Below are 20409 nucleotides of genomic sequence, written 5' to 3' on the forward strand. Positions count from 1 at the left end.
AACTAGTTTTTATGAAACATATTCGTTGATAAAAGTTGAATCAATCATCTTTGAATTGGTGTATTTGGAATGGAATCTAATCACGCATACCCTAATTTATATAATATTGCAAGCGTATTTATCTCGTAGAAATTTGGACATTACCAAACTGCGATAAGCTTTTTGATTTCGATTCGTTTCGCTTATTATAGATTAAACTAAAGCTAAGAATCAAATTTTGATCCGTCCCACTCAAGTCCAGGTGGAAATAGTTCTGATTTTCGTTTCTTCATTTCCTCCGCAATCCATGCTGAGTTTCCGCCTTGTTCTTCAAGTTTGGATATGATATTCAGATAACTTTTTTCATCTCTATTTTGACTTAGTTTAAATACATTGTCAATTTTAGTTGCTTTCATTTCAAAACCAGCAATCGCAGGCATCATCTTACCCAAATAATTTTCCGGGAGATTGTCGTAAATAGTTTGTGACGCTATATTCCCTTTTTCAAATTTTAAGGTGAATTTTCGCATAAACTGAATTAATTCATCTGAGCGCATAAACTTTAGTTGACCACTTATATGAACGCTCATATAATTCCAGGTAGAGCCAATATTTGAATTGCTGTACCAGGAAGCACTTACGTAAGTATTAGGACCTGTAAATACAATGAGAGCATTGGGATTTTCAACAAAAGCTTTATGATGGTCTGTGTTTCGCATGATGTGCCCCTGTAAAAATAACTCCCCATTTCGTTCCTCGAATAAAATGGGAATCTGGGTGGCTACTTGTCCTCCTGATATCGTGCTACCTGTTAAAAAAGCAAATGGATAGTTTTCAATAAGATCCAAAATTTCTTGTTTGCCCTTTTCTTTAAAATATGAGAAATTGTACATTTTATATTGCTTTCGTTATAAACCCTATTAAAATTTAATCTATTGATTATTTATTATCAAATTGAGCTTTAAACCCATATTGTAAAACCGTTTGAAGTACACTCGTATTTATATCTTTAATAGTTTTAAACTTAATGCAGTACCCAGTGACACTTGCTTTGCCAAGATCTTTTCCAAATGTTTTATTTAAATAGGTTTTGTCTTTGATACCAATAATATAAATGGATATCCCGGTTTTATTTGCACTTAAGCCAATTTGATAAAAATCTCTGGTTGTTCCATCTGCATATTTCATAGTCTGCAGTCCATAACCAATATTGGGGTTTGAAACAATTTTGTTTTCACTGTTTTTACCATCCAGGAACCATAATTTGCAGGAAGGCTGAATTTCCAGAATAAGTTGGTGTAAGGCTTGCATTTCGCTGCGTTTGGGTTCAGTATGGCTAGAAATATACTCCTGGATTTGTTCTGTTACTTCCATATAACTTTAATATTTTTATTTTATGTTACCTATCCCGGTGCTTTTAATTTAATAATCTGATCAATGTTATTTATTTTTGAATATGTGAATAGAGTATAGAATTTATTGTTGTGTCTTTTGTAGGCATCCGTTAGTAAAGAAAGCATATTAATATCCTATACTTTTGGAGCTGTTTAATTCTTTGCTGCAATACAATGGAATTAATGCTAATAGTAAAATAAGTTCAACTTATTCATCAGTCAAGTCATTAATATTAGCCGAATTGTTATATTTCGCAAAGTTCTTTTAATTTATCCAGTGCTTTTGGATACGTTTGATTCATATACTCTATAAAATCTTCTGTGGTATCCAATTCAACAATTAAGGTTGTAATTCCATTGTTTTCTTCGAAGGTATAATTTTCGAATCCGTTTGCCCATTTTTCCACTTCAGGCCCTTCTGTAATTTCCTTATCAGCTTTTAAAATACCATAATGTTGAATTGAAACAAATTGGTTGCGCATGTTTTCAGCTATTTTGGAAACCATCCCTCCCTTTTCACCTTTCTCATCTATTCCAATAAATAGAATTTTACTCCCCTTGTCCCAACTTCCTTCATAGCTTGAAGTTGGGTTAAACAAAGAAGTCCATTGTTCATAAGTTGATTTACTGGTAATGCCAAGCATAAAATCATATATCTTGGATACAGGTGCATCGATGGTTACTTTGAATTGTAGTTTTTGCATACTAAATATATTTTGTTTAGATTAATTTTTTGAGTTGTTATTTTCTGTCATACGTAGCAGTCGGTTAATACAGCCTTTACCGTTTTTCTTCTTGGTAATATCGGTGCTTAGAAGTACAAATGTATAATAAATTACAAATGTTTAATTGAATTTTAAATGCTCAATTTACATCGTAAACGTTGCTTTTATCCAACCGTTGTTAGGCGTTTGTTGTTTTTCTTCGGTTAAATTTGTCCTTTATATTTAGGGTCAAAGTCAACCATCCATTCAATACCATATTTGTCTCTAAACATTCCAAAGTATGAGCCCCAAGGACTGTTTTCAATAGGCATTTCAATTTGTCCGCCTGCGGAGAGTCCGTTAAACAATTTGTCGGCTTCTTCTTTGCTTTCTGCACTAATTGATATTTTACTTCTGTTTTCGTTTTCATTTGTTTTTCCCATACTTTCTGGAACATCATTTGCCATTAATAAGTTTTTGCCAATTGGCAGGGCAATGTGCATTATTTTATTTGCTTCTTTTTCTGCTATTGGAAACTCAGGGATTGCTAGATCTTTGAAACGCACAACCATTGCGAATTCTCCGCCAAATACAGATTTGTAAAAATTGAATGCTTCTTCAGCATTCCCGTTGAAATTAATGTGTGGATTGATAAGTGCCATAATTTTATTTTTAGATTGTTAAATTGTTTACTTTCTTAAAATATTATTTTAATTTTTGAAAACAAAAATCATTTTTCCGATAGAGTTGTAAGTAATTTTTCTAAGGTATCAATAGTCATTTTAAAGCCTTCGACAAAGCCCATTTCGATCATTTTTTCCATTCTTTCAAGTGATTCGTTATAGATAGAAATACTGATTTTTGTTATACCATTTTCTTCACTAAAATTTAAATCCCAATTAGAACCTGGCAAATGTGGATTTTCATCTTTATCGGCAAATACACTCAAAAATTTAAAATTGGTTTTAGGGGTAATGGAAGTGTACTGTTGAAGTTGCCACATTTCTTGTCCTTCAGGACTAACCATTGCATAAAATCTACGTCCGCCCACTTTGAAATCCATTACTTTAGTTTTTGATTCGTAAGGCTTAGGTGCCCACCATTGGTCAAGAATTTCTTGTTTAGTAAATGCATCCCAAACAAGTGAAAGTTCGGCATTAAATTCTCTGTCTACGAAAACAGTTTTGGTTAACTTATCTAACGTAAATTCAAATTGTAAATTATTCATTTTTTATTTTTTTTAATTGTTGATAATAAATTGTCTAATTGATTGAATCGAGTTTCCCAAATTTTTCGAAACTGTTCCATCCATATATCTATTTCTTTCATTTTGTCAATTTCAAGAGTGTAGTAAATTTCTCTGCCTTGATGTTCTTGTTTAACCAGATCGCACTCTGTCAAAATTCGAAGGTGTTTTGAAACGGCTTGTCTTGTGGTGTCAAAGTGCTCAGCTAGGGCATTGGGCGTCATAGCTTGAAGCGCAATGAGTGTTAATATTGCTCTTCGTGTAGGGTCTGCAATTGCTTGAAAAATATCTCTTCTCATTTTAGATAGGTTTGTAGATCAATGTAATTATACCGCAATCAAAATGTTTAACATTTAAAACGCTAAATTTTTGCATTGCATTTAGTTCTTTAAAGATGGGCATTCCATTACCAATGGCAGCTGGATTTATGAACAAATGCAATTCGTCAATGAGTTTGTGTTTTAGTAATGCAGAAACAAAAGTACCCCCGCCATACACAATAATATCTTTCCCCGGCTTGTTTTTTAGGTTTGTAATCTCTTCAATCAATCCACCTTTTGCTAATTCAGTATTGTTCCATATTGATTTGGTAAGTGTCTTGGAAAATACAATTTTCGGTGTTGAAGTATATTTTAAACCACCTTCATATTCAGGGTTATTCGGGTCTTTAACAACGTTTTCCCAATGCGGTATAAATCCTTCGGCAAGTTTTCTACCTAAAATTATCGTGTCAACTGGTTCAGTTATTTCCCTTACATAATTAATTATATCGTCTGTCCATGGGAAACACATCCAGTCCATTTCTCCATTTGGCCCTGAAATAAAGCCGTCTAAGGTCATTTGGACTTGTAATTTTAATTTTCTCATTTGACTATAAATTATAATTGCGAAACTAATTGGTTGCAAATATATGCAACTAATCGGTTTCGCAAATTTATTTTGAATTATTTTTTAATAATAAAGAGAATTTTGAAGTCTTTGGGTGTCGTCGTAGCTTAAAAACTAAGGGGTTGTAGCAATGGAACTTCAAGTTTGTGGGCATTAGATTTCATGATTCATGGTTTGATACCGCTAGCGTTGGCCTATCAGTATGCCATTGTCCTACATGAAAAAGCTAAGTTTCAGGTTTGTCGTTGGCAAAGAAGATTGCGTTTTCCCACCCCAATATCCCATCAACCGTAATTTGTCGGGGTACAGAATCCCAGTTGTTTTATTTTAACAGTTCTTAGCTTGAATTTACCACTTCACACTTTTAACAGCAAAAAGTTCCCGCATTTGCTAAATGGCTGTTGTCTACGGATGTTAAATCTGCTTAAGTAACCATTTTATTAATTCGTCATTATCCACAATACTCCAGGAATGGGGATGTCTTTTATCGTCAGGTTTTCTTAAGATTATAAAATTTGAGAGTGTCAGTTTCGTAAGCTGTTAAATATCCCGATTTGATAAATTGGCCACTTTCGTTTTTTAAATAAACACATACTTTATTAGTTGTAATACACACACAACTAATATAATTATAATTTATAATGATAATAATTATTAAAGATGTTAAAATAATTCCAACTATGTTATGTCTACTCATAAAATTACCGCCGTTGGATTGGCATAGATGCTGCACCGCCAAACGGATGTTAACCAAAAGTAAAAAATATTTATTAAACAACCGAAAAAAATTGGGAGTAAAATCATAAACTTAAAATGCGTTGAAGTGCTTGCTGCTTTTTATCGTCCCGTGATATTGTCCCAACAATAAAATAATTTGAAAACTACAAAATTGAAATTGATGCAATGGTATTTTCAAAGCCAATCAAGAGCGATATTTATCGAATCTTAAAAGTATTTTAAATCTCTATTGCATCATGTGCGATAACCTTTTGTAGCTCTGAATAAGTGAGATTTTCAGCATTAGACTCCTATGAATAAAATATGCAGGAGGTTGCCAATTCCCTTGTTTTCTAATAAATTCCTTTGAAAGTAGAATGGCATAAATTAACCATTCCACTTCCTTTGGATTTTTGTTGTCTCTTCAAATAATCTTTTCTTTACTCATCAAACTCCTATTAGTAGTCGAAAATCTCTCTTCGCTACAAGAATCTTAATTAGTTATGTAAAGAAATGGTAAGCCGCAATCTTCATTGCGTAGGTTAAACTACAGTCTATAGTGAGCGGTCTTACCATTTTTTAACTTTTATTCATTTCTGGGATGGTAAAGCTAAGATTTATTTTTTACTGTTTAATTTGATTGTGTTTTTTTGATTTTATTGGTGGCCACAACACCTATCTCATATGGTTTTTCGTTATTCCAAACCATTCTGATTCTGGATACTAATTTTCGTGCAATTTTTACAATAGCCCTCTTTTCTCCCAATTTAGCTTTAGTTTCACTATAATATAACAGCAGAGCGGGGTCATTACGAATGGCTATCCAGGCATTCTCAATTAGCAATGAGCGGAGTCTTTTGTGCTGTCTAAAAGACATTCTTCCTTTGCGTTCTTTGTCTCCGCTGGAATATTCATTTGGACAAAATCCTATAAAACTATTTAATTCATCAAAATTGTTAAATCGTTTCATGTCCACAATTTCAGTTAGCAAAGTAATTGCTGTCATTGGCCCTATGCCTGGAATACTCGTTAATAACTTAAATAATTTTGAATACCGATCCTTGTTCTGTAGCCTCCGAATCTGTCGCAAAGCATTTAGCTTTTCTTGTCGCAAGTTAAGTAAGGTTTGAAAGTATAGGTCTAAAGCTAGTCTGGTTGATTCATTTTCAAAGCGAAGATCCTTTAACCATGTCATAAATTTATTACTCCAGTTTCCATTATTATATTGTTGTGGTATTGATATTCCAAGTTGGTATAACATACTCTTGATGCGATGCTTACATGCTGTAACATCATTTCCCAATTTTACATTACATCGAACTAATTGACGGTCTGATTCTGCTTCTGCTTCGGGAATGTATATACCTCGCAACATACCGCTTCCCAATGCAGCTCCAATCCTTTTGGAGTCCATTTTGTCTGTTTTAAAATGCTTTCCTTTGTTCGTCTGGGGTACATCTGCTGCATGAACCACAATACACTCAATTCCTAACTGCTCCAATTGACGCTGTGCCCAAAATCCACTAAATCCGGATTCATATGCACATACATATTTCGCACCTGGATAATGCTCATTTAAATAATTTGACAACGTCTTTGGACATCCTTCTTGCCGGAAACTCTTTATAAGTTTCTGCTCATAATATAATGAAACATGCCAATTTTTTAAATGTATGTCGATACCGATAAACATAATGCGGCCAGTAAAGTCCGCTTTTACTTGTAAATTTGTCATAGGCTTGGTTTTAAGTTGATTATTAAATTGAGAATTTTCAACCCTAAACTAAGCCTTATTTTATTACATGGATTCTTCATTAGATACACAAGGCTTAAATTTAGCACTTCACTATCATGGAAGCATCCTCTCCTATTTTTGCAATTTAGCTGTTAGCAACTGATTTTATTATTCAACCCAAAGCGGAGTACCTTCGTCCCATTTGTTATGCGTCAGTCGGATTCGTTCTTTTGTTTTCAAATTATAAGCAACAATTTCACCATACATCTGAGGCGAAAATATTATTGGCTGAATTAAGGCCTGTTCATCATTTATGCCGAATTCTTCTGTGGTATAAATAACCCACTTGCCATCGGGTGAAAAATGAGCATGCGCATTTTGTCCTTTGCCATTTGAAATTATTTCCGGTTCTGACCAACTATTGTCTGATTTTAATTTTATTAAAAATATGTCCATCGTTTTATACTCGCCTTCTTTTCTTAACCTGTCGGATGAAAACACAATATTGTCGCCCTGCTTAGATATGGCTGGAAAATTATCTCTGTGATGGTCATTCGTTAGGTTTTCAATAACGTTATTTGTTTTTAGATAAATATCGAAGTTGCCATTACTTCCACTACGAAAAACCATTTTCTCATCTTCACTAAAGTCGCCAAACCCATCATTATAGGGTGAATCGGAAAGTTTAGAAACACTTTTGGTCTCAAAGTCGTACTTCCAGATATCTCCCTGTGTTGTTGCATTAGCTCTAAAACTACCCGTTGTGAAAATAAAAGATTTTCCATCATGTGTTACCTTACTATCTAATACTGAGAAGTTTGCCGGGTTCGTATTCGGTTCTTTATCGAAACTAAATAGAAGCTTCTTTTCTCCTGTTACATAATCAACCTGATAAAAGTGTAAGGTAGAATTCACCATTTGGTTGATAAAAACAGTGCAGAAAAAGGCGAAGTATGCTAAACCATAGAAAAGTAAACTGTATAATTTAGATAGACGATGTGTTGTTATTCCAATTTCTATTCGTTTAACAGTGCGTTTGTATTGCCACCATCCCAAAATAATGAATGCGATTGTAAGGAATCCCATTACCAAACGAATAGTACTTAAAGGCATTGGGTTTATGGCATCTACAAAGAAGAAAATGCCACCTGTTATAATTCCCAAAAAAAGCGTAAGAATACTGAACAGCAGGTATCTCCAAAATGAAATCTTTTTTCTATTGCGTATACCTAAAAGGATGCCTGCTATAAATAGAATGACAATAAGGATTGGAAGCCAAAAAACACTATAGCCCAATGGCTTAAGAAAATCGAAAAAACTTTGTGTATCTCCTGCATCGTAATATAAAAGCGTATTACCTATTTGAGGCGGTGCCACAAATGCTCTGCGCACGCCATAGATAGTTAACTTTTGTTCACCAAAAGAAAGCGTATCAGGTAATTTGGCCAGGACATCCCCATCAAATCCAAAATTACCCGGCACTCCTTTGTTTGGGGCATATTTTCCTCCGTGGAAAACGATCAGACCTCTTGGATGAATATCTACATTGAACATTAAATCAGGACTGTTTGAAAACATTGAGGTTATTTCATTTTTGGCTTTGTCCACCTGCATTATTTTAAAATCCTGTTCACTGTGCCACGTAGTAAAAGCAAAATTCCCATTGGATAAATATTTTGGTGAAACGGCTGGCCCCTCAAAATCAATAAGTTGTTTTTGATTCGTACCATCTGGATTCATTTCAAAAATGGTATTTTTACCGGTTCGGCCACTATAGAATATTATTTTATTGCCATCAGTCGACCATATCGGGCTGCCGTCCCAGTATTTAGAATCGGTGAGGCGATTCAAATTATTCCCGTTATTATCAATCGTGTAAATATTTCCTATTCGTTGACGGGCAAATGGAAATTGAGGATGCGGAACAATAACATGTCCCCTGTCACTGCTAAATGCAATCTGCTTACCATTTGGAGAAAAAGAAGGTCTAAAATCGCCACCGGGATGCTTGGTAAGGTTTATGGCTTTTGAAATATCCTGAATGGTATTTGGCAGAAATGGGATAATGTAAATTTCTGAATTTCCTTCATGGGAGGCTACAAATGCTAATTGACTCCCATCTGGGGAGAATGTTGCCTGATCTTGAAAGGAGTTGCTTTTAATCAATAAAGCTGGCGATTGTTCTCCTTCAATTGCCTGTACATAAAGCTGAGGTATGCCGGACCTTTCAGATGTAAACACCACCCATTTCCCATCTGGGCTTATAACGGCATCATAATCTAATGAAGGGTGGTTCGTTAACTTTTCAATGCTTTTTCCATCGTCTTTTGAAATATAAATATCCCAATCTTGTGGGCTAAATGTCGAATAAAAAATTCTTTCCACAGACTGACCAATAACAGATATTTTAAATGTCAGTATCAGAAAAATGAAAAAGTATAATCGTTGTTTCATGTCGTTCTAAATTAGTTGCTAACTTTTTTGGCAGTAAACTCTGCACCGCGAAACGGATGTTAACCAAAAGTAAAAACAATTTATTAAACAACCGAAAAAAATTGGGAGTAAAATCATAAACTTAAAATGCGTTGAAGTGCTTGCTGCTTTTTATCGTCCCGTGATATTGTCCCAACAATAAAATAATTTGAAGAATACAAAATTGAAATTGATGCAATGGTATTTTCAAAGCCAATCAAGAGCGATATTTATCGAATCTTAAAAGTATTTTAAATCTCTATTGCATCATGTGCACTCACGTTTTGTGGTTTAAGAAGGTGGCATTTGCGGAGTAATAAACTGTCCGCAACAATATAGGTGATCCGCTTGAATATATTCTAGTAACCACTGGACCACCAATTATTTTAATTCTAAGCTGTGCACTGCCCTTATAATTCCTTCCTTCATTTATTAGCCAAGAAATGCATTTGTTTTATAATTTATATCCTCAGTTGGAATCAGCCTCTGTTGAGAAAGTAATAACATCCATTAAGCACGGTTGCAAAAGTTACCCATAATAAATAGAGTATATTAATATATGAAGCTATTGGCTTGATTTTGTAAAACAAAAAAAGCATAACTACAATACCAATCCACAAGAAAATAATTTCAATCAATGCAAATCCTATCATATTGAAATAGAAAAAGATAAAACTCCATACAAAATTTAGGAGCAATTGAAGCATAAAGACTAAAATGGCCAAATTGCGTTCTTTGCTCGTATCCTGTTTCCAAATCATGAATAAGGAGATACCCATTAAAATGTAAAGCGTTGTCCAAACTGGTCCAAATATCCAGTTTGGGGGATTGAACGATGGCCTGTTTAAGGTTGCATACCATTCAGGTACTGATTGAGCTGTAAATATTCCTGCTAAACTACCGAGGCCTAAAGGAACTATTATGGATACTATTAGTTTTATTATTTGCAATTTGCTCATGCGTAAATAATTTTAATTTGATTCATTCTTGCTATTAAAAGTATACGTCAATCCAATGGAAGCATAATGGAAGAGCGCAAAATTATAAACCTCGTCATTGTCTGCACCTCCTTCGAGAATGCGGTATCCTGCCCGAATACCAAAATTTTCTGAGAGTTTATATGTTGCAGCAATCACAACATCTTCAGCTCTTCCCTGCGGAGCTGCAAGTGCATCTCCATCCAGTAACAGACCAAACTTACCATATACGTTCCATACAAGCCTGAAATTAATAATTGGAACAAATCCAACATTCGTTTTTTCAGAAGTTAATCCAGGCGTAGAAAGTGCAATTTTTGCATCTCTGATTTTTGCAGTGAATCCTAATCCGAAAACAATCTTAGATTTATTTACTATATCGTATCGGTACGTCAACCTGTAAGAATTAAATTTATATTTACCGACAAATTCAGTTTTAGCAGGAAATAAAACACCTTCAAAGAAAATATCATTTGCCACACTGCCTTTTGATTTAGTCTCAAGAGGAGCATATAATAGGGAAAGCGTGTGCCGCTTTTTTATTATGTAACCTGCTCTAAAACGATAAAATAGCTGGGTTTTAGCTTTTAAATCATCTTTAAGAGAAAAAGATGTACCCAGATCGCCCGGAATGCGAACATTATTATAACCAGTAAAAACAGCCCCAGTTTCCAAATCAATATTTATCTGCGCACTCACTGAAATATTCAAGATGAAAGTCAGTAATATAATAGCGATTGAATTAATTAAAGTTTTCATTTTGTTGTCTATTTTAATTTCTGATTGTATGTTTTATTGATGAAGATATAAGGTTTGAGTGCAAGGAAGGGGTTCGGACTTGTTGAAAAAGCGGATTCCGAAGCTTAAAACAGTCAGCCCAGCACAAAAGTTGATACAAGGTAGAATGTTTAATTAACCTCTGAATCCTCTATTTTACCAAACACCAGTTAACGGCATCTCTTCGTTCTTCTGTCATAACTTGAATTTAGTAAATGTCTTGCCATTAAAAGTATATAAGCCATCTCCTTCTGTTCCCACCCAAAGTTTACCTTGGTTGTCGGTATATACTGTCCAAATATTGTCCATAGGTAAGCCGTCTTTTGTTGTATAGTTCGTAATGGAATTATCGCTGATACTCCAAACGCCATTGTCAATTGTTGCCACCCAAAGATTACCTTGATTGTCTTCTGTAATTTTCCAAACTCTTGACATTAGTCCCGGTTTGCCAATCGGATATTTTTCGAAATCAGGGTTGTGTAAGTTCTTCTCTTTTGAAAAATTAACAAAATTCTCCCCGTCATATCGAAATAACCCATCACCATTATTACAGGACCAAAATCTACCCTTCCTATCTTCATAAATGTCCCTAGTTGCGGAGCCGAGCTCCTTATTGTCAAACCAAGTATATTTTTCACCATCGTATTTGCAAATACCTGCTGTGCAAGTGCCAAACCAAGCATTGCCACTTTTGTCTATACAGGTAGTAAAAATGTCGTAATGATGGCGTTTGTTTTCTTCATTTTTAATGGGTGAAGTATGTGGAAGTTGAATTTTTGAAAGTGATTTCCCATCGAAATAATAGTCAAACAACAATTCTCCGTTCTTAAAATCATAAGCTATCCGATTTGTGTCTGGTTGGACGGTTTTAAATTGAAAGCCGTCAAAAAAGCAAATGGCGTCTATGTCTTTTGGTCGAACATTTGTCTTGAACCAAATATTTCCGTTCTTTCCTTCCTTTGCCATCCAAACATAATTACTACTAAGGCCATGTTTTTCTGTAAAGTTGATAACCGATTTGCCATCATATTTATAAACCCCATTTCCATTTGATGCAAACCAAAGATTGTTTTTAGAGTCTTGAATGATTCCTCGAATTTCTCCGTCAACTTGATAAACTGTGTCACCAACAAGCAAACATGTAGTTGTTTCAATTTCTTTCTTTGTTGATTTTTGTCCTTGTCCGCTGCAAGAGGAGAAAATTGTCAAAGAAACTAAGACGTTAAGTGTCTTAAAGAGCATAATAAGGTGTTTTATTTTTTTTCATTTTTTGTCTTTGGAGCATAGAACCCCGCTATCGCAAACCCCTGCTAGCGGTGGCCAATCTAGTAAGTCCAGGTCAATTTGTCAATAATGAATTTTAAATCCTTTATCTCAATCTTGGCAGAATGAAGGTACAAGTTAAGTCATTTCAAATTTCTCAAGGAGTTGACCGACCACTTTTTTGTCAGGAGAACCACTGTGCATGAGGGGTCTAAGTTCTTCATAAAATTTGTGTCCGCCACTTGGAGTATAGACTACAATAATCTCGTCTGGCTCATTAGTCAAGTTGAGGAAGGCATTTGGAACTTTTGAAGGTAGATAGGCAAAGTCCCCTTCATTGCAGTAGAAAATATCATCACCAATCCTGACTTTGAATTTTCCATATAGAACATGGATTGTTACCTGTTGCTTATGATAGACATGAAGCGGAGGTCCACCATGTAGAGCGACCTCAACTATAAAATAGTCGAATGCTCCACCAGTATCTTCTCCTGTAACTTTGAAAATCAGGTCACGGACAGGACTGGATTGTAATCTCAACCCTTCCTGGGGAGCCAACACGATAAATTTAGATGATGATATAATTTTTAAATTTATTGATGTTGAAATTTTAGTAAATTTTGAGGTAAGTTGTTTTTTAAATACACTTTTCATTTGATACGATATTTTTCGTTATGTCGCTCATTTGGTTGCCACTACGGTTTTGGGCTTGGCGAAGGTGACGATTTTTACCATAAAAGTTGATACAGCGAACCAATGACAAATTAACCACAAGTGTATCTCCGGAGTACTGAACCGCTGCTTTTGACAAACCCGTATTAATACTTCGTTATTCTTCTTATCAACACGTTGTTTAATTTTCTAATGTGAATATGGGTTCATTTTATTGAAAGTCGCATTGATACTATCTGGTGTTGCTTTTGCCATAACTTCACTAAATCCAAAAGTCAATTCTGTTTTGCCTTCTTTCATTTGTAGGAAAACTGCATTAATAAAATCTGAAACAGGTGGTTGTCCATCGTGTAATCCTTTACCTCCAAGGTCTGTATTTAAAGCTGGTGGTATCATTTCAATTACTTCTATATTTTTCCCCTTTAACATGTGTCGTAATGAAAGTGTAAATGAATGAAGAGATGCTTTTGTAGCACAATAGACAGGGACTTTGGAAAGTTGAACGAATGCTAAACCAGATGTCACGTTGATAATAGTGTCCAACTTCTTTAAATTAATAAATTGAGTTGTCAAGTGAATTGGAGCTAACACATTTGTAATAATCTCATTTGCCGTTTTAGAATAAAAGTCACTGTCAGAAATGTTCATCCAATTTTGAATACCAGCGTTATTTACAAGCACATTCAGGTCAGAATGATTTTCTGATACCCAATTATAAAGTTCAACTCGGTCTGCTTCTAAAGATAAGTCGCAAACTTTAGTAATTACAGAGGGAAATTTGTCTTTTACTTCACGTAATGTAGCTTCTCGTCTGCCACAGATGATCACAGTATTGTTCTCCTGGATAAATCTCTCGGTAAGTCCTAAACCGATACCGCTTGCACCGCCTGTGACTAAAATTTTGTTGGTTGATAATTTCATAATTGTTATTGTTTAATTGAATTTGTATCTTTCAAAACGCTTGCTTATTGACAGATTCTTTTGTTTTTTTAATAACGATTTCCAACTGTTTGTGATGGCATAGAATTTTGAATTGTAGCCAAATCAGTATTTGTTAATTCCACATTCAATGCAGCTAAATTCTCTTCGAGACGATGAACTTTTCGAGTACCCGGAATCGTCACGATATCATCGTTTTGACTAAGAACCCAGGCAAGAGCGACTTGTGCTTTGGTAACTTTTTTGTTTTGTGCAATTTGCTCCACAACCTCTACAAATTTTAGATTGTCCTTTATCGCTTCGTCTGTAAAACGAGGAAGTGTAAGACGCCAATCACTGGTTTCCAAATCTGCCCGACTTTTGATTGCTCCTGTTAAGAACCCCCGTCCAAGAGGGCTATATGCAACAAAAGTGATTCCGAGTTCCTGACACACATCCAAAACCTCTTGTTCAGGTTCGCGGCTCCACAAAGAATATTCGTTTTGCACGGCGGCAAGTGGGTGAACAGCATGTGCACGACGAATCATTTCTACATTCGCTTCACAAATGCCTAAGTGTTTTACCTTTCCTTGTTTTACTAAATCACTCATTGTGCCAACAATTTCTTCAATTTCCACTTTCCGATCTTGCCGATGCATGTAATACAAATCAATTGTATCAACTCCAAAATTTTGAAGACTTTGTTCGCAAGCTTGTCTTATGTATTCTGGCTTACAGTTAAGTCCAAGATATTCGCCATTAGGTCCTCGCATCACAGCAAATTTGGTCGCTAAAATTACATCACTCCACCTTCCTTTAAATGCTTTTCCTAATAGACGTTCATTGGCCCCCCAGCCATACATGTCGGCTGTGTCAAAAAAATTTACTCCGAATTCGATGGCCTTATGCAAAGTATTAATGGATTCTTCTTCATTAAAAGAACCATAAAACTCTGACATGCCCATACAGCCAAGTCCAATTCTATTCACTTGTAGCGTACTGTGTCCTAATGTTGTTGTTTGCTTCATGGTTTTTGTTTTTTAAGGCAATGATAAACAAGTTTATTGTCTGTCATTTTAGTGTTGTTTTGGTTATGCACGGTTCTTCTTACAATGACCGCGGTTATGGGCTGTTTTTCTTTTTCTTCTATTCACTGCTCTAATTATATTTCAGCGAGTCTATTTATCATTCCTTTAAAAATCAATCCATGGAACGGCAGAACTGAATACCAATAAAATCTTCCCAATGGCTTCCTAAAAGTGTTTTTGCATCAGTCAATGTAATCACCCAATAATAAGTATCGTTTCTTTCTATATTATCATTGACCTTGTTGATAAAAATTATTGCATCTTCGACTGACTGACATGGTTGTCTGTTAAGATATTTGTTGACTCTTGGGTCTGAACGCAACGCAAAAATATCCAGTTTGTCGTCAATTGATAATTGTCTGAGCGTTAATCTTTCAGTTTTCAAGATTGGGAAAGTCGTTGAATTCATATCTGTCATTCAATTATATTTTCTGGTCTTGGGTTGTCATAGTCTGACCACTTACGTTTTGGTTGTTAGCGATGGCAGGGTGAATTAGCACTACAGTTAATACGATACACAAAATTTTGGATAAGCACAAAAGGTCAATGAAGCATTGCACCCCCACTTTCGCAAACCCCTTGTTAGTGGATGGTTTAATTATTTTCCTATCCATCCCAAATGGGTATGATTAAAATTGTCGGGAAGTTTAAGTCCGTAACCTAAAGCACGGTCAAAGGACGAATGTCCCAGAACAATTAACCCAGCTAGAACTAAGTATGGGTTTTGGGTTAAATAACCGATAGCTAAAACTACTACACCTATAAACCGGTGATGAAGAAGGTTGTAAGTAATGGCACCAATTTCAGGATTAATGAAATAACCAATTGCTCCGATGTCGGGTAATAAGAAAAGCAAAATCCAAACCCAACATGAAAATTGAAAAGGTTGTAGGTAAAGACCATAAACCGCAATGGCAAATAATCCTAATTCTTCGAGTCGAATGATGTATTTCATATCGTGGTCTGTTTATTTTTCACACTCTTTTTTCAGCAAATCCAACCAAGTTTGCAAACTCTTATCTAAACTTTTGTTGAACGCTTTTTTGAAAAGTTTTGCCAACAGCCCTTCCATGCTTTCGTCAACTGCCACTTGTGTTTGATTGTTTGCTTCTGTTAGCGTCCAGTTGTGAATAGCAAAAATACCGAAAGTTTTACCTGTCCAACCCAAACGATTAAAGGGGTCTACGCTTTGAAGGGTTGATTGAATCGTTGCGCCTCCGCTTGTCCATACGAAGCTTGTGCCGGGCAATAACGCTCCACTTATTTTTGGCTTAGTAATGTCGGTTTGCCAGGTTGACCACTGGTCAATGTTTGTGAGTGTATTCCAAACCTTTTCAGGACTTGCATTGATAGAAATTGTTTTACTGCACTTTACAGGTGCATTATTGTTGATGATTGTCATTTTGAATTGTTTTTGGTTAATGAAATCATTGTCGTCAGTTTTCAGTTCTGTCATTTCTTATCATTCGGTTTGATGGTAGCCCTGTCGTCCAAAATGATCAACCAACACAAAGGTTTGATTGAAAAATTGAACTTTATTTAAACACTGAGCTGTCAATTTATTAAACTCACTGTGATACGTTTGAGCTACTTTCATGAAGGAGATCTATATTCAATGTACGATGTCATGTCTGTTAGCATTTATGAAAATTTAATTCCTGGCTGTAGAACAAATTTAAAAATCAACGCAATTACAATCAAAATTAAAATATATTTAAAACTTAATTTCTCGATTTCTCTGCTTTCAGATAGATCAACGTCCGTAATTTTATAACCGTATTGCCACGGGCCAATAAAGACAAAACCACTCATTACAGGATAAATAATGCTAATGAGTGCAATTATAGGAAGATACAGGACAGTCATTATGAGGGAACCGAAAATCCATGGCAGAATGATAGTGTGAAACAGAAATTTTTTTCTGGATTGTCCGTCCAGTATCCATTCTTGCCGTGTAGCAAATCCAAGAAATGGTTTGCTCATCATCAGCGATAACTTTACCAAAACAACCGCTGCAAGCAATGCGAATGTTATTTGCAGATAGAGCGGAGTATCAATCAAATAATATACCCTACCTATGTCACCAACCTTGAATAACGGACCGGTTAATACATAACCAAGAAAATTGTTAAATCCAAGAACGGAACCCCATGCAATAAACATCCGAAACAAATTATTTTTTTCCATCTTAAAAAAGATGATTGCTGCAATTAGTCCCTGCATCAAACTAATAAGTGGGCCGGCAAGAGCAATTATAATTTTCTGAGTTGTGGTAAGGGTTTCTTCATTTAGGTGCTCAACGTAATTATGATGTAATACAGGATGGCTGTCGAATAAAACTCCAAATATTGTATGAAAGGATTCATGCAATATAGTAGTGAAAAGGAAAGCAGTTACATAAAGTATTGATGAGTTTATTGTTATCTTGAACATTTGTTCTATTAAGTTTGAATTGTCATTGTTTATTTCTTGCATCACAGTTCGGATTTTGTAGCTCGCCAAAGCATGTCGCATAACGATTTGGCAGTAAACACTGCACCGTCAAAACATTATTAGCCAAATCTATGAAAGAACTTTTTTATTACCAAAAAAAATTAAATTAGAATGATTTTTGTAGTAGGGTGGGGTTATAGTCTATGCTTTGTTAGCGCCAGTGCTCTTTTTATTGTTGTAACTGCATATAGATATCTTTTCTGTGAGCTATAATGATTAGTCTTGTTTTATTTTCATCAATCTTCTCGAATCCTAATCTTTATTCATTAATTATAATTCTATAGTATACTTTATATCCAACGAATTTTGAAATATTATTTAGTTTTATTAGTGAATCAGTCTTCTCTAGAGATAGAATTATTTTCTCGACTTTAGGAAGCAACGAATGGTCTTATAGTTTATCAAATGAATATTCAATTGATTTATCCTACTCAACAATCATTTACCCTTTAAAATCCATGTTATCGGCATGTGTTGCAGTCTGTATGAAGAATTGAAACTCTAAGTCCGCAGAGAAGTTTGATAGGAATCTCATTTGTTGTCGTGTCAGTTTTGTCAAATTTAGTAATAGTTATTTACTGGTGCGTTTTTCTTGTTTTCAACATAAACTCTATACAAAATGTAAATGCAAGCAGCGCAAATTATTGCTATTCCAAACTGATTATGATATGCTGGATGTTCAGGTGGTTTTACCTTACTTAAAAAGGTTTTAATAATGAAGCAACTGATATTGAGCAAATGAAGAATTATAACAAAATAGAGAAATTTGCTTAGACGCTTATAGTTCCAAATAATGAATGGAATTATAACGATAGATGAGAACGTGATGATTCCATGTATAGTGCCACCGATTTCTAATGGTCCATGAATACTAATTGAGTCGTCATGGCTTCTGAAACGAAGAATGACAAATAATAAATGGATTAGGTGATTGCAGGTAAACAGAATTATCAAAATCAGAAAAGATTCTTTAATCTTTTCATTATTATAAATATATTTCATTCCATAATAACCAACCATGAATAAGGTGATAAGGATAAGGAAGGATGAAATTCTGCCTGCTAAACGGGCACATTTGTCAAAAATAAATTCTGATTGAATTGCAAAAAAATTATTTAAATTTAAAGTGCTTGTCCAAACTGACCACAGGTAAATTGATAATTCTATGCAACAAATAATTGCAATTAAAAGTGGTAATCTTTTCTTCGTTAGTATAAGTAGTTTCATTTGATTCTCTACTGTAACGAGATTATTTATCTTTTATTTCTTTTAATCTGTATGTTATGCGTTCGTGCTACTCTGCACTTTAAGTTAATAAGTTACAAGATAAACTGTAATCAAATACAACCTCTAATGTATTGTAAAATAAATCCATGCTATCGGGAAATAGAATAATATTATCCAGCCACTGATAGCCACTAAGACTGCTGCACAAATCAATCGCAGCCAAAATAGCCGTAGTTGGATTCGTTTAAATATGTCATAAGAGAACCAGATATTATATGTGAAGGATAAAGCACCTTGCCATAAGAAAACGGGTGTAGCTAAAACGTTCACCCTAAATAAAAGTCCCAAAATTAAATCACTTGTAAACAGCATCATAAAATATGTCCCTCCTCCATACAAGGAAAGCGCTAGTATTTCAGTGAAATTATATTTCGGTTTTGCTAAAACATAATAAATTGAAAATGCAGAACATAAGACAGCCGGAATAATGAATAGCGTAAAATGTTTCTGCAATAGAATATTAGCCTGCCCGCTTGTATCCAATTGAGTAATTACTTCTCCAGTTAATTGATAATTGAAATAATTGACAATGGCATTATGAAGGATAATATACAACCCCGTCCAGATTAAAAAATAACTTGCGGGAGTTTGATATTTTTTTCTCTTACCAGAAATATAATTTATAGAGGAGATACCTGGCGCTGTCAAAAAAACCCAAGATGTAAATAAAAATCCCTTTTCAAGATGTGTAAAAAAGTGCAGGAAATCAGCCAGTAAGGTAGTTGCTGTTATTCTTTTTACAGTTGAATTCTGTCCGCAATTCGGACAGAAATTACCTTTAAAATGGTGCTCACAATTCAAACAAATAGTTGACATATTGAAGGTTGAACAAAATTATAAAATTTCATCTGTTTTATCGGTTTTAAGATGCTGTGTCCAGTTATTTTTATTTGTTCGTTACTTGCAGAATGCTTCAAGTTAGCTGTGCCGCCAAGCATGACGCATAATATTTTGCAACTACAAGAAGTTGGCGATTTCGATGTACAAAACGGTCTGCAAACACTGATTTTGATACAAAGTAAAAAGCTTCATTTAACCAAAGAACCGCCAATTGCTTGTAGGTGTTGTTATGCATTTGTACTTTCACTGTAACCTAAGAATTAATAATATCTTTACGCTAAACAAGAATTCGTCCATCTTCCATAACAATAATTCTTTGAGTATTTTCTGCAAAACTGAGGTCGTGGGTTACTACTAATATGGTTTTATTGAATGAATAAACCAGTTCATTAAAAATTTCAAACACAATCTCCGTATTTTTACTATCCAAGTTTCCTGTGGGTTCATCACAGATTAAAATCAGTGGATTATTTATCATCGCCCGGGCTATCGCCACTCTTTGCTTTTCTCCCCCTGAAATTTGGTAAGCCATTTTATTTGTCAATTTTTCTATTCCTAATATTTTTAATAGATCGAATGCTTTGTGTTCTAATTCTTCCTCCGATAGTTTATTTAATTTAAAGCCTGGAAGCATAACATTTCTCAAAACGCTAAACTCATTGAGTAAGTAATGAAATTGAAACACAAAACCTATTTTTTCATTGCGTAGTAAGGCCAATTCCTTTTCTGATTTGTTAGTAACGGATTGATTATCTATTAAAAGTTCGCCCGTGTACTCCGTATCCATTGTTGAAAGAATATAGAGTAAAGTAGATTTTCCGCAGCCAGATTTACCCGTAATAGAAACAAACTCTCCTCGATTTATGGTAAATGATATGTCTTTCAATACATCAATTTTTACAGGATCGTAAAATGATTTGAATATTGATTTCGCTTCTAAGGCAATTTTATTTTTCACA

21 protein-coding genes are annotated in these 20409 nt (G+C 34.6%); all 21 read right to left on the minus strand.

Annotated features, from left to right (window positions below; genetic code table 11):
- Positions 1–203 precede the first annotated feature (203 nt).
- The 21 genes from IPK91_13090 to IPK91_13190 all read right to left on the minus strand — a co-directional run bounded on the left by IPK91_13090 (position 204) and on the right by IPK91_13190 (position 20408).
- A complete protein-coding gene (locus IPK91_13090) occupies positions 204–872 on the minus strand; it encodes an FMN-binding negative transcriptional regulator (protein MBK8298181.1) in 669 nt (222 codons plus the stop codon).
- A gap of 46 nt (positions 873–918) precedes the next feature.
- Positions 919–1353 (minus strand): DUF1801 domain-containing protein, encoded by a 435-nt coding sequence (locus IPK91_13095; protein MBK8298182.1) that lies wholly within the window; start codon positions 1351–1353, stop codon positions 919–921.
- 265 nt (positions 1354–1618) lie between these two features.
- Positions 1619–2077: an SRPBCC domain-containing protein gene (locus IPK91_13100; GenBank protein MBK8298183.1), complete on the minus strand. Its 459-nt coding sequence runs from the start codon at positions 2075–2077 to the stop codon at positions 1619–1621.
- Between the two features lie 224 nt (positions 2078–2301).
- Positions 2302–2739: a VOC family protein gene (locus IPK91_13105; GenBank protein ID MBK8298184.1), complete on the minus strand. Its 438-nt coding sequence runs from the start codon at positions 2737–2739 to the stop codon at positions 2302–2304.
- Between the two features lie 68 nt (positions 2740–2807).
- Entirely contained in the window at positions 2808–3305 is a 498-nt protein-coding gene (locus IPK91_13110; protein ID MBK8298185.1) for an SRPBCC domain-containing protein, read from the minus strand.
- Positions 3302–3622, minus strand: coding sequence for a winged helix-turn-helix transcriptional regulator (locus IPK91_13115; GenBank protein ID MBK8298186.1), 321 nt, complete (start codon positions 3620–3622; stop codon positions 3302–3304). Before IPK91_13115 ends, IPK91_13110 begins: the two co-directional genes overlap by 4 nt.
- A 1-nt stretch (position 3623) precedes the next feature.
- Complete coding sequence (locus tag IPK91_13120) at positions 3624–4190, minus strand: dihydrofolate reductase family protein (GenBank protein ID MBK8298187.1); 567 nt, start codon at positions 4188–4190, stop codon at positions 3624–3626.
- A 1369-nt stretch (positions 4191–5559) separates the two neighbouring features.
- Positions 5560–6663 carry an IS110 family transposase gene (locus IPK91_13125; protein ID MBK8298188.1) on the minus strand — a complete coding sequence of 368 codons (1104 nt, stop codon included), beginning with the start codon at positions 6661–6663 and terminating at the stop codon, positions 5560–5562.
- A 168-nt stretch (positions 6664–6831) separates the two neighbouring features.
- Complete coding sequence (locus tag IPK91_13130) at positions 6832–9117, minus strand: PD40 domain-containing protein (protein ID MBK8298189.1); 2286 nt, start codon at positions 9115–9117, stop codon at positions 6832–6834.
- 497 nt (positions 9118–9614) lie between these two features.
- On the minus strand, positions 9615–10094 hold the full coding sequence (locus IPK91_13135) for a tryptophan-rich sensory protein (protein ID MBK8298190.1): 480 nt from the start codon (positions 10092–10094) through the stop codon (positions 9615–9617).
- A 12-nt stretch (positions 10095–10106) separates the two neighbouring features.
- Complete coding sequence (locus IPK91_13140; protein ID MBK8298191.1) at positions 10107–10871, minus strand: hypothetical protein; 765 nt, start codon at positions 10869–10871, stop codon at positions 10107–10109.
- 213 nt (positions 10872–11084) lie between these two features.
- Positions 11085–12131: a hypothetical protein gene (locus tag IPK91_13145; GenBank protein MBK8298192.1), complete on the minus strand. Its 1047-nt coding sequence runs from the start codon at positions 12129–12131 to the stop codon at positions 11085–11087.
- A 159-nt stretch (positions 12132–12290) separates the two neighbouring features.
- A complete protein-coding gene (locus IPK91_13150) occupies positions 12291–12806 on the minus strand; it encodes a cupin domain-containing protein (GenBank protein MBK8298193.1) in 516 nt (171 codons plus the stop codon).
- Positions 12807–13013: 207 nt separating this feature from the next.
- Positions 13014–13745, minus strand: a complete 732-nt coding sequence (locus IPK91_13155) for an SDR family NAD(P)-dependent oxidoreductase (GenBank protein MBK8298194.1) — start codon at positions 13743–13745, stop codon at positions 13014–13016.
- Between the two features lie 68 nt (positions 13746–13813).
- Positions 13814–14770 (minus strand): aldo/keto reductase, encoded by a 957-nt coding sequence (locus tag IPK91_13160; protein MBK8298195.1) that lies wholly within the window; start codon positions 14768–14770, stop codon positions 13814–13816.
- 172 nt (positions 14771–14942) lie between these two features.
- Positions 14943–15248: a GNAT family N-acetyltransferase gene (locus IPK91_13165; protein ID MBK8298196.1), complete on the minus strand. Its 306-nt coding sequence runs from the start codon at positions 15246–15248 to the stop codon at positions 14943–14945.
- Between the two features lie 180 nt (positions 15249–15428).
- Positions 15429–15785 carry a DUF4260 domain-containing protein gene (locus IPK91_13170; protein ID MBK8298197.1) on the minus strand — a complete coding sequence of 119 codons (357 nt, stop codon included), beginning with the start codon at positions 15783–15785 and terminating at the stop codon, positions 15429–15431.
- A 12-nt stretch (positions 15786–15797) separates the two neighbouring features.
- On the minus strand, positions 15798–16232 hold the full coding sequence (locus IPK91_13175; GenBank protein ID MBK8298198.1) for an SRPBCC family protein: 435 nt from the start codon (positions 16230–16232) through the stop codon (positions 15798–15800).
- Between the two features lie 239 nt (positions 16233–16471).
- Entirely contained in the window at positions 16472–17263 is a 792-nt protein-coding gene (locus IPK91_13180) for a hypothetical protein (GenBank protein MBK8298199.1), read from the minus strand.
- 1410 nt (positions 17264–18673) lie between these two features.
- Positions 18674–19426, minus strand: a complete 753-nt coding sequence (locus tag IPK91_13185; protein MBK8298200.1) for a DUF3667 domain-containing protein — start codon at positions 19424–19426, stop codon at positions 18674–18676.
- A gap of 301 nt (positions 19427–19727) precedes the next feature.
- Complete coding sequence (locus IPK91_13190; GenBank protein MBK8298201.1) at positions 19728–20408, minus strand: ABC transporter ATP-binding protein; 681 nt, start codon at positions 20406–20408, stop codon at positions 19728–19730.
- Between the last annotated feature and the right edge of the window lies 1 nt (position 20409).

This window comes from Saprospiraceae bacterium (genome assembly GCA_016712145.1).
Lineage (GTDB): Bacteria > Bacteroidota > Bacteroidia > Chitinophagales > Saprospiraceae > Vicinibacter.